Below are 10,594 nucleotides of genomic sequence, written 5' to 3'. Positions count from 1 at the left end.
ACACGCACAAGGACCAGCTCAACGCCGACCTGCTCGCCTTCGCCAAGGCCTGACGTTGACAAAGCGATGAGAAGAGGCGCCCGTTCGGCGCCTCTTTTTTGCTTTTTGTGATAGGTGTTTCGCTTGTCGTGATGGCTGTCGCGCCGCACCGTTTCGTGCACTATCTTCCGACGATTCTGATCCGGAGGCAGGCATGAGCTCGAAACCCCGCATTCTCGTCACCCGTCGCTGGCCGGCGGCGGTGGAACAGGTGCTCGCCGAGCGCTTCGACGCGACCTTGAACGAGCGGGACTTGCCGATGACGGCCGCAGAGCTGGGCGGTGCGCTCAGGGCCTACGATGCCGTTCTCCCGACGGTTTCCGATCGGCTTCCGGCCGAACTCTTTGCCGGCGGTGGCCTCAGGGCGAAGATCCTCGGAAACTACGGCGTCGGCTACAATCACATCGATGTTGCGGCCGCCAAGGCTGCCGCCATCGCCGTTACCAATACGCCTGGCGTTCTGACGGACTGCACCGCAGACATTGCCATGACGCTGTTGCTTACGGTCGCGCGCCGGGCAGGTGAGGGCGAGCGCCAGGTGCGCGCCGGCGAATGGACCGGATGGCGCCCGACCCACATGATCGGCAGCAAGGTTACCGGCAAGACGCTCGGCATCATCGGCTTCGGCCGTATCGGCAAGGCCATGGCCAAACGCTGCCACTTCGGTTTCGACATGGACGTCGTCTTCTACAACCGCTCGCGCGTCGACCCTGACGAGGCGAGCCGCTACGGCGCCCGTCAGCTGGATACCGTCGAGGACGTGTTGAAGGTTGCGGACTTCGTGTCGCTGCACTGCCCGGGGGGCGGTGAAAACCGGCATCTGATCAATGCCGAGCGGCTGGCGCTGATGAAAAAAGGCGCCTACCTCGTCAACACGGCGCGGGGTGACGTCATCGATGAACCGGCCTTGGTCGCCGCTCTCGAGACCGGCGTCATACGCGGCGCCGGTCTCGATGTCTTCGAAGTGGAGCCGAATGTGCCCGAGCGTCTGCGCGCGCTCGAGAACGCCGTGCTCCTCCCGCATCTTGGCAGTGCCACGGAGGAAACGCGTGTCGCCATGGGCATGAAGGTGGTCGATAATATCACCGCCTTCTTTGCCGGGCGTGAACCTCCGGATCGCGTGGCGTGATGGGGCTGCCTGTTTTCTGCGCAGCGCCTGCAAGGAAATGCAGCATCCTGACGATTTTCTTTGCAAAACAATAACTTGACTTGTCGTGTCACGATGCGGACGATAGCGGGAAAGCAAGGCGATCGGCCCGACGGGTGGCGCGCCAGTGATTGAAGGACACCGCTCGGCGGTCGAACATGAACAAGGCAGCAAGCATCGCCCCGCAACGGGCCTGGGGTAGGGGGCGACTGGTCGCCAAGATGGCGCTCGGCCACAGCCGCATTGCGGAACTCTATCAGGAGGGCTGCGCCAAGATCCGCCTGCCGAAGACCTTCGATGCCTCCATGGAGGCGGTGCTCATCAATTCATCCGGCGGCCTCACCGGCGGCGATCGTATGATCTGGGAGGTTGCGGCCGGGGCCGGAACCGACGTGACGGTGACGACCCAAGCTTGCGAGAAGATCTACAAGGCGAGCGCCGATACGGTCGAGGTTGCCACACGTGTCGAGGTTGCCGCCGGCGCACGCGTCGACTGGCTGCCGCAGGAGACGATCCTCTTCGACCGCGCCTCGTTGTCGCGTTCGCTGGACGTGGAACTTGCCGCGGACGCGACGTTTCTTGCGGTGGAGGCGGTTCTGCTCGGCCGCAAGGCGATGGGCGAGGTGGTGCAAACCGGGCTCTTTCGTGATCGCTGGCGTGTCCGGACCGCGGGCAAGTTGCTGCATGCGGACAATCTGGCGCTTGCCGGAGAGATCGCTGGTCTCGGTCAGCGTCGGGCGGTGCTCGATGGCGCGGCCGCCTTTGCGACGCTCCTCTATGTCGGGCCCGATTGCGAACCCTTGCTGCCACGTCTTCGATCGCTCGTTGATGGTGAGGCCGGCGTCGGTATCAGCCATTTTCAAGTCGATGGCCGCGACAAGCTGGTGGCCCGCTTTGCGGCGCCGGATGGGTTCGCGCTCAGAAAAATCCTCATCCCCATTATTTCGCACTTGCGCAAGCAGAAGACAGTGCCGAAAGTCTGGGTTCTCTAGGGTCATTTCGTATTCTTGTTGAAACAGTGAAATGATCTAACACGTTGAAACTCTGTAATTCCTGGCGAAAAACCGCTTCGCAGTCTTGCTGGGAATTGCTTCACGAACAACCGGTGGCGACGCATGAATCTTACCCCGCGCGAAAAGGACAAGTTGCTGATTTCCATGGCGGCCATGGTCGCGCGCCGGCGCCTGGAGCGCGGCGTGAAACTCAACCATCCCGAGGCGATCGCATTGATAACGGACTTCGTCGTCGAGGGTGCCCGCGACGGGCGTTCGGTTGCCGAGTTGATGGAGGCGGGCGCCCAGGTGCTGACGCGCGATCAGGTGATGGAGGGCATCCCCGAGATGATCCACGACATCCAAGTCGAGGCGACGTTCCCCGACGGTACCAAGCTCGTCACGGTTCACGAACCGATCCGCTGAACGAGGGGTAGCGCAGGCGGCTCTTTCGACCGTACCCGTCCAACCCAAGATACCAGGAGGCAGGCATGCTGGCTTTGCGGCCCAACTGCGAGTGCTGTGACAAGGATTTGCCGCCCGATAGCCGGATGGCGATGATCTGCACGTTCGAATGCACCTTCTGCGTCGATTGTGCCGAGGGAACGCTTGCTGGCGCCTGCCCGAATTGCGGCGGCGAATTCACCCGCCGCCCGGTGCGCCCGGCGGCCCTGCTTGAAAAGTATCCGGCCTCGACCGAGCGCGTGCTGAAGCCGCAGAGCTGCGCCGGTGTGAAGGCGGCTTGAGGAGAGAACCATGATCCCAGGAGAAATCATCGCGGCTGCCGGAGAGATCGAACTCAATGCCGGCCTCGACACGACCACCATCGAGGTTGCCAATACCGGTGACCGGCCGATCCAGGTCGGCAGCCACTACCATTTTGCCGAAACCAATGCCGGACTGCAGTTCGATCGGAAGGCGGCCTACGGCCAGCGGCTGGATATTCCGGCCGGCACCGCCGTGCGGTTCGAGCCGGGCCAGACGCGCCAGGTGACGCTGATCCCGCTGTCCGGCAAGCGCGAGGTCTATGGCTTCCGCCAGCAGGTGATGGGCAAGCTATGAGACGCCTCGCGATATTTGCCATTGCTCTCGTTCTGCCGCTGGCATCCGCTCTGGCGCAGGAAGACGAGGTCGACTGCCAGAACGCGGTGACGCAGATGGACATGAACATCTGTGCCAACAAGGACTACGAGGCGGCCGATGTGGAATTGAACAAGGTCTACAAGCAGGCCTTGGCTGCGACGCAGGCGCAGGACAAGGAGCTTGCCGAGATCGACGCGAACTACGTTGGTGCGGAGGAGGCACTGAAGAAGGCGCAGCGTGCCTGGATCGGTTACCGTGACGGCCAATGCGAGCTTTCGGGTTTCGAAGCCCGCGGTGGTTCGATGGAGCCGATGCTCGTCTCCGGTTGCCTGACCGAACTGACGAGGGCCCGCACAAAGGAACTCCAGGCCATTGCCGAGCCTGAGGGAAACTAGAACGTGAGCCGCGGCCGCACCATCATGATCGTGGGCAATGGCGAGGTGCCTGACGGCGCGTCCTCTGTGATCGACGCCGCCGATCTTGTCGTGCGCTTCAACGATTGCCGCTCCGTCGGCTCCGGTGGCCACAGGACCGATATCATCGCCGTCTGCAATACCGGCCGCCCCGGCCTCGCCATGCTCGGCGGCGGCCGCTGGAAGGCGAGCGCGCCGGTGCGCCAGGCGCGTGAATTCTGGTGCGTTCGATCAGGCGCGAAGTTTGCCGCCATGCGTGCCGGGCTCGCCGAAACACATCCGGACCTCGACGATTTCTGCGACGACTATACGGTCGGCTTCGAGAGCTTCAGCCGCTCGACCAAGCGCGGCTTCCGCGTCGTCCCCGCGGCGGTGCATGATCAGGTGGATCATGACCTCGCCGGCTTTTCACCGGATCCCTATGTCGTTCCGTCCAGTGGTCTGATCGTCATTGCCGACATCCTGTCCAACATCGCGACTGGAGATGACGACGTCGTTCTTGCCGGCTTCGGCCACATAGGCTGGCAGTGGCATCCCTTTCCCGCCGAGCGCCGCTATGTCGATGCGCTGGCCGCGAGCGGTCGTCTTCGCCGCCTCCATTCCATTTCTTCTTCGTCCCAAGGAGCCTGAACCATGCCCTACAAGATGTCGCGCGCGGCCTATGCCAACATGTTCGGCCCGACGGTGGGCGACAAGGTGCGGCTCGCCGATACCGAGCTTTTCATCGAGGTGGAGAAGGATTTCACCACCTATGGGGAGGAGGTGAAGTTCGGCGGCGGCAAGGTTATTCGCGATGGCATGGGGCAGAGCCAGTTGACGCGCGCCGACGGCGCCGTCGATACCGTCATCACCAATGCGCTGATCGTCGACCACTGGGGTATCGTCAAGGCGGATATCGGCCTCAAGGACGGGCGGATCGCAGGCATCGGCAAGGCCGGCAACCCGGATACGCAGCCGGGCGTGACCGTCATCGTCGGCCCCGGTACCGAGGTGATCGCCGGAGAAGGCAAGATCATAACGGCGGGCGGCATGGACAGCCACATCCACTACATCTGCCCGCAGCAAATCGAGGAAGCGCTGGTGAGCGGGCTCACCTGCATGCTCGGCGGCGGCGCCGGACCGGGGCATGGTACGCTTGCCACCACCTGCACGTCCGGGCCCTGGCATCTCGCCCGCATGATCGAGGCCGCCGATGGCCTGCCGATGAACATCGCCTTTGCCGGAAAGGGCAATGCCTCGCAGCCGGGCGCCCTGGTGGAAATGGTGCTCGCCGGCGCCACCTCGTTGAAACTGCATGAGGATTGGGGCTCGACGCCGGCGGCGATCGACTGCTGCCTCAGCGTCGCCGACGAATACGACGTGCAGGTGATGATCCACACCGACACACTGAACGAGAGCGGCTTCGTCGAGGATACGATCGCGGCGATCAAGGGCCGCACCATCCATGCCTTCCACACGGAAGGTGCCGGCGGTGGCCACGCGCCCGACATCATCAAGATCTGCGGCCAGCCGAACGTCATTCCATCCTCGACCAACCCGACGCGGCCCTACACCAAGAATACGCTCGCCGAGCATCTGGACATGCTGATGGTCTGCCATCACCTGTCGCCGTCGATCCCCGAAGATATCGCCTTTGCCGAAAGCCGCATCCGCAAGGAAACGATCGCGGCCGAAGACATCCTGCACGATATCGGCGCCTTCTCGATCATCTCTTCCGACAGCCAGGCCATGGGCCGCGTCGGCGAGGTGGCGATCCGTACCTGGCAGACCGCCGACAAGATGAAGCGCCAGCGTGGGCCACTGCCGCAGGAAACCGGCGACAACGACAATTTCCGGGTGAAGCGCTACATCGCCAAATACACAATCAACCCGGCGATCGCCCACGGCCTCAGCCACGAGATCGGCTCAATCGAAGTCGGCAAGCGCGCCGATCTCGTCATCTGGAACCCGGCGTTCTTCGGCGTGAAGCCCGACTTTGTTCTGCTCGGCGGCTCGATTGCAATGGCCCCGATGGGTGATCCGAACGCCTCGATCCCGACACCGCAGCCGGTGCACTACCGCCCGATGTTCGCCACCCTTGGCAAGAACCGCACGAGTTCCTCCGTCACCTTCGTCTCGCAGGCTTCGCTCGATGCCGGCCTTGCCGCCAAGCTTGGCGTTGCCAAGCAACTTGTGGCCGTCAGGAACACCCGCGGCGGCATCGGCAAGGCGTCGATGATCCACAACAGCCTGCTGCCGCACATCGAGGTGGACCCGGAGACCTACGAGGTGCGCGCCGACGGCGAGTTGCTGACCTGCGAACCGGCGACGATCGTGCCAATGGCACAGCGTTACTTCCTGTTCTGATCCCGCAGAGACGGAGCATGAAGCGTAGCCTGAAATGGGCCTTCTTCGGCCTGCTGGCGGCGGTGCTTGCGGTCGTTCTCGGAACGCTCTTGCCGCGGCCGCTTTTGCCCATTTCCGTCTCTGCGGCGGGAGCCGGGGCCACGCGCATCCTGGTGCTTTCGGGGCCGATCCATACCGATATCGCCGTGCCCCTGACGGACGAAACGAGAAAGCGGTTCGGGTTCATTGAGCCGGCCGGCGTGCCGCTTGCGCACCCGCAGGCACAATGGCTGATCTTCGGCTGGGGCGGGCGTTCCTTCTATCTGGAAACGCCAACCTGGTCGGAACTGAAGGCCGTGCCGGTCTTCAAGGCGCTGACGCTCGACCGGTCAGTAATGCATGTCGATATCGCTGGCCGGATCGTCGAGCCGCAGGCCTCCGTTGCCGGCTTCGAACTCGACGAAACGGGATACGATCGGCTGCTCAACTTCATCGAAGAGAGTTTTGCGCGCGACGCTGGGGCCGTCGTCCCGATCGACGGCTTTTCCTACAATGGCAACGACCGCTTTTTTGAAGCCGAGGGCGGCTTCAACGCGCTCTTCGGCTGCAATACCTGGACGGCGAGGGCGTTGCGTGAAGCAGGTTTGCGCACGGGTCTGTGGAACCCGTTGCCCCCAAGTCTTGGCTTGTCGTTGCGCATCCATAACTGAGGCGCTGCACCATGAAAAAGAGCCATGCGATCATCGCATGGCTGCCATGCCTGCATGTGAATCGGGGCCTTTCATGCTGCGCCGTAGCGGATTATCCGGTAGGAAAGCGGCTGATCTTTCTCGGTCAGCCAGGCGCTCCTCCCAGGACCTGCCGACTGGGAATCGCACGAGAGCGGGATGCGGTCATCCGCCGGTACTCGCTCTAACTTATGAGAGACGATCACGTTTATGATTTAGGTCGAGCCGGCCAAAATCATGGTGATCTCAAGGAGATGACGATGCTTGGCAGAAAAGTACCCGCTGTAACGTTCCGCACCCGCGTTCGCGACGAGGCCATTGGCGGCTCGAACCCGTTCCGCTGGGAGGACGTGTCCTCCGACGATTACTTCGCGGGCAAGCGCGTCGTGCTGTTTTCGCTGCCGGGCGCGTTCACCCCGACCTGCTCGACCTTCCAGCTGCCCGACTTCGAAAAGCTGACGGCTGATTTCCGCGCCGAAGGCATCGACGAGATCTACTGCATCTCGGTCAACGATGCGTTTGTCATGAACGCCTGGGGCAAGTCCCAGAGCCTCGAAAACGTCAAGCTGATCCCGGATGGCTCGGGTGAATTCACCCGCAAGATGGGCATGCTGGTCGCCAAGGACAATCTCGGCTTCGGCATGCGCTCCTGGCGCTACGCGGCCGTTGTCAATAACGGCGTCGTCGAACAGTGGTTCGAGGAAGAAGGCTATTCCGACAACTGCGACAGCGACCCCTATGGCGTTTCCGCGCCGCAGAACATTCTGGAGACGCTGAAGTCTCAGAAGCTTGCTGCGTGATGGCAAGGACGTATCGTTCCTGATTTGAGAAAGCCCGAAGATCGGTTCCGATCTTCGGGCTTTTTCTTGTTCGGCGTGTACAATGCAGTCCCTTGGAAAACGGCTCTGTGACTGGCGCAGGAGCTTTTTCTTGCTAGACTGGCGGATGGAAATGATATCGAGGGTTCAATGGTTTACATTATCGCCTACCTGACCGCGCATCCGGGCAAAGGAGATGAAGTGGTGTCGCTGGCCGCACCGCTGATCGAGGCCACGCGGCGCGAAGCCGGCTGCATCACCTATGACCTTTATCGCAAGCCCGCTGATCCTGATGCTTTGGTGTTCGTCGAGACCTGGCAGAGCAAGGCGGCTGTTGATGCGCATTTCGAAGAGCCGCATCTCAAGGCTTTCCAGGCGGCAATGGCGGACCTGCTTATCGAGGCACGCATCGAGCTCGTGACGCCGGAAAAGGTCGAGGTGCTCTGAGATGCCGTATCGTTCGACAGAGGTGCTCTCGCCTGGGCCTGCCGACAAGTCGCCGCTCCATAGCGTGACGCTGGCGCACGACGCGCGACATCTGCGCCGCAAGCTCCTGCATCTCGAAAACGACGATGTGGTGATGCTGGACCTGAGGGAACCGGTCATGCTCGCCGATGGCGATCTCCTGGTGCTCGACGGTGGCGGCTACATCCGGATCGTTGCGGCACCTGAGGCACTCTACGAAATTCGCCCGCGTGACTCGCTGCACCTCATCGAACTCGCCTGGCATCTCGGCAATCGCCACCTGACGGCACAGATCGAGCAGAGCCGCATTCTGATTACCCGCGATCCGGTGATCCGTCAGATGCTCGAAGGGCTGGGTGCGGCGGTGACCGAGGTTTCTGAACCCTTCCAGCCGCTGCGCGGCGCCTACCATGCCGGCGGCCACAATCATGGCCACGGCAATCACCACCATGGCTGAACGGGTCGATACGCAGGCGCTGCTTCGCCTCGTCACATGGATGTCGCCGGCCTTTCCGGTCGGAGCTTTCTCCTATTCCAGCGGGCTTGAACAGGCCGTTCATGACCGTCTGGTCACGGACGCCGCAGAGCTTCGCAACTGGCTTGAGACGGTCATCTGCCTCGGCTCCGGCTGGAACGATGCGCTGCTTCTTGCCGAGAGTTATCGCGCCGTGAACGATCATGTCCGGTTGGCTGCGGCGGCAGAGCTTGCCGAAGCCCTGGCGGGGAGCCGTGAGCGACATACGGAAATCATGCTGCAGGGTCAGGCGTATCTGGCCGCTGCACGCTCGTGGCCGCACCCGCTTCTTGATGCGCTCCCGGAGACTATCGCCTATCCGGTGGCGGTCGGTGCCGTGGCCGGGGCCCATGAAACGGGTCTTGAGCCTGCGCTTGCGGCCTATCTGAACGCCGCCGTTTCGAACGCCGTTTCGGTGGCGATCCGCTGCGGCGTGACCGGCCAGCGCGATGGCGTCGGCGTCATCGCGGCGCTTGAGCCGGTTATCGCGGCGACGGCGAGCAAGGCCGCCGGCGCTTCGCTCGACGACCTCGGCTCGGCCACGATCATCGCGGATATTTCGGCCTTGAGACACGAAACCCTGCATTCGCGGCTCTTCCGCTCGTGACACCATAGAACTGCGCAATTCCGGACAGAAAGCCCATCCCACTTTTTCCGGAATGCTCCACCTGAAAGGACATCCAGATGGCATCGAAGAACGGTCCCCTTCGCGTCGGTATCGGCGGGCCGGTGGGCTCGGGCAAGACGGCGCTCACCGACAAGCTCTGCAAGGCAATGCGGGAGAAATACTCCGTCGCCGTCGTCACCAACGACATCTACACCAAGGAAGACGCAGAAGCCCTGGTGCGCATGCAGGCGTTGCCGTCCGATCGCATCGTCGGCGTCGAGACCGGCGGCTGCCCGCATACGGCGATCCGCGAGGACGCCACGATCAATCTGCAGGCCATCGCCGATCTCAACCGGCGCATTCCCGATCTCGACGTCGTCTTCATCGAATCCGGCGGCGACAATCTCGCGGCAACCTTTTCACCTGATCTCGCTGACCTGACAATCTATGTCATCTCGGTCTGCCAGGGCGAGGAGATCCCGCGCAAGGGCGGGCCGGGCATCACCAAGTCGGATCTGCTTGTCATCAACAAGAAGGACCTGGCTCCCTATGTCGGGGCCGATCTCGACGTGATGCAGCGGGATGCGACGCGGATGCGGGAAGAAAAGCCCTTCGTTTTCACCGACATGAAGCGCGGCGACGGCATCAACCGGATCGTCGATTTTCTGACGCTACACGGCGGCCTTTGACGCTGCCAACGTCTGACAGCCGAACCTCGTCGGCTGTCAGAAGCGCTCCAATGCCTGCCGGTCATGGATCTCGATGACGCGACCCTTGACCGTGACGCCCGAGCGGCGGAGTGCCGAGAAGGCGCGCGACAGTGCTTCCGGCGCCAGGCCCAGCTTTCCGGCCAGCACATTCTTCTGGAAAGGCAGGCGGAAGGAGAAGTTGGTGATCCCGTCGGGGCAGTTTCCGAGGATGTAGCTCGCAACCCGCTGCGGTGCCGTGAGCAGCCGGTCTTCCGCAAGGCAATCCTCGGCCATCTGCGCGTGCCGGCACAGGAGCTGCATCAGCGCGTCGGCGATTTCAGGCGTCTGCTCGGCAAGCCTGCGCAGCTTGCGGCTGTCGATCCGGGCAAGCATCGTCGTTTCGATCGCCTGCGCATTGACCGTTGCGCGGTTGCCGAGGAACATGGCGCTTTCACCGAAAAGCTCGCCTCTCGGAAAAACGGCGATATCGGCCTCGCGCCCGTCCTTGCCCAGCCGGTAGAGGCGCACCAAGCCGGAGAGAACGAAGAAGACGTGATCGAGCGGCTCGCCATAGCCAAAGAGGATATCGTGCTCCTCGTGAGTGGATACCACCACATCATCGAGAATTGCGTTCGTGGCCGCCATGGGCAGCTTCTCGAAGAAGCCAGAGCCGAGCAGCACCGCCCTATCGTTCGAGTTCAATCGCAACGTTTTCATCACGTCCGTCCTGAGTAAGATCCAGGTGCAAGGTAATGAAGCCTGGCGGAACGTGGT

At 62.6% G+C, this 10,594-nt stretch carries 15 protein-coding genes; 14 read left to right on the top strand and 1 reads right to left on the bottom strand.

From position 1 onward, the window contains the following. Positions 1-193: 193 nt before the first annotated feature. From I8N66_RS19690 to ureG, 14 genes are all read left to right on the top strand, one after another. A complete protein-coding gene (locus I8N66_RS19690; protein ID WP_291156882.1) occupies positions 194-1,168 on the top strand; it encodes a D-glycerate dehydrogenase in 975 nt (324 codons plus the stop codon). A 176-nt stretch (positions 1,169-1,344) separates the two neighbouring features. Further along, positions 1,345-2,178, top strand: coding sequence for an urease accessory protein UreD (locus I8N66_RS19685; protein WP_291156881.1), 834 nt, complete (start codon positions 1,345-1,347; stop codon positions 2,176-2,178). A gap of 123 nt (positions 2,179-2,301) precedes the next feature. Beyond that, complete coding sequence (locus tag I8N66_RS19680) at positions 2,302-2,604, top strand: urease subunit gamma (protein WP_057249031.1); 303 nt, start codon at positions 2,302-2,304, stop codon at positions 2,602-2,604. Positions 2,605-2,669: 65 nt separating this feature from the next. Next, positions 2,670-2,924: a DUF1272 domain-containing protein gene (locus tag I8N66_RS19675; RefSeq protein WP_291156877.1), complete on the top strand. Its 255-nt coding sequence runs from the start codon at positions 2,670-2,672 to the stop codon at positions 2,922-2,924. Positions 2,925-2,934: 10 nt separating this feature from the next. Beyond that, positions 2,935-3,240, top strand: a complete 306-nt coding sequence (locus I8N66_RS19670; protein ID WP_113535658.1) for an urease subunit beta — start codon at positions 2,935-2,937, stop codon at positions 3,238-3,240. Continuing rightward, positions 3,237-3,656 carry a lysozyme inhibitor LprI family protein gene (locus I8N66_RS19665; RefSeq protein WP_291156875.1) on the top strand — a complete coding sequence of 140 codons (420 nt, stop codon included), beginning with the start codon at positions 3,237-3,239 and terminating at the stop codon, positions 3,654-3,656. Before I8N66_RS19670 ends, I8N66_RS19665 begins: the two co-directional genes overlap by 4 nt. 3 nt (positions 3,657-3,659) lie before the next feature. Then, positions 3,660-4,304, top strand: coding sequence for a Urease operon accessory protein (locus I8N66_RS19660; RefSeq protein ID WP_291156873.1), 645 nt, complete (start codon positions 3,660-3,662; stop codon positions 4,302-4,304). A 3-nt stretch (positions 4,305-4,307) separates the two neighbouring features. Continuing rightward, on the top strand, positions 4,308-6,020 hold the full coding sequence (ureC, locus tag I8N66_RS19655; protein WP_113535655.1) for an urease subunit alpha: 1,713 nt from the start codon (positions 4,308-4,310) through the stop codon (positions 6,018-6,020). A gap of 17 nt (positions 6,021-6,037) precedes the next feature. Then, positions 6,038-6,709 (top strand): TIGR02117 family protein, encoded by a 672-nt coding sequence (locus I8N66_RS19650; RefSeq protein ID WP_291156871.1) that lies wholly within the window; start codon positions 6,038-6,040, stop codon positions 6,707-6,709. A gap of 278 nt (positions 6,710-6,987) precedes the next feature. Then, entirely contained in the window at positions 6,988-7,527 is a 540-nt protein-coding gene (locus I8N66_RS19645) for a peroxiredoxin (RefSeq protein WP_113535653.1), read from the top strand. A 168-nt stretch (positions 7,528-7,695) separates the two neighbouring features. Beyond that, positions 7,696-7,992, top strand: a complete 297-nt coding sequence (locus tag I8N66_RS19640; protein ID WP_291156869.1) for a putative quinol monooxygenase — start codon at positions 7,696-7,698, stop codon at positions 7,990-7,992. Position 7,993: 1 nt separating this feature from the next. Further along, a complete protein-coding gene (gene ureE, locus I8N66_RS19635; protein WP_291156867.1) occupies positions 7,994-8,467 on the top strand; it encodes an urease accessory protein UreE in 474 nt (157 codons plus the stop codon). After that, positions 8,460-9,131 (top strand): urease accessory protein UreF, encoded by a 672-nt coding sequence (locus I8N66_RS19630; RefSeq protein ID WP_291156883.1) that lies wholly within the window; start codon positions 8,460-8,462, stop codon positions 9,129-9,131. Before ureE ends, I8N66_RS19630 begins: the two co-directional genes overlap by 8 nt. Positions 9,132-9,208: 77 nt before the next feature. Next, positions 9,209-9,820 (top strand): urease accessory protein UreG, encoded by a 612-nt coding sequence (gene ureG / locus I8N66_RS19625; protein WP_223725280.1) that lies wholly within the window; start codon positions 9,209-9,211, stop codon positions 9,818-9,820. A 36-nt stretch (positions 9,821-9,856) separates the two neighbouring features. Here ureG and I8N66_RS19620 read toward each other — a convergent pair whose 3' ends face one another. Further along, positions 9,857-10,537, bottom strand: a complete 681-nt coding sequence (locus tag I8N66_RS19620) for a Crp/Fnr family transcriptional regulator (RefSeq protein ID WP_113535648.1) — start codon at positions 10,535-10,537, stop codon at positions 9,857-9,859. Between the last annotated feature and the right edge of the window lie 57 nt (positions 10,538-10,594).

Origin of the sequence: Ensifer sp. SSB1, assembly GCF_016652895.1 — a bacterium.
GTDB lineage: Bacteria > Pseudomonadota > Alphaproteobacteria > Rhizobiales > Rhizobiaceae > Ensifer.
Note: the sequence above shows the minus strand (reverse complement) of the source record. Positions and strands in the feature narration are given on the sequence as shown.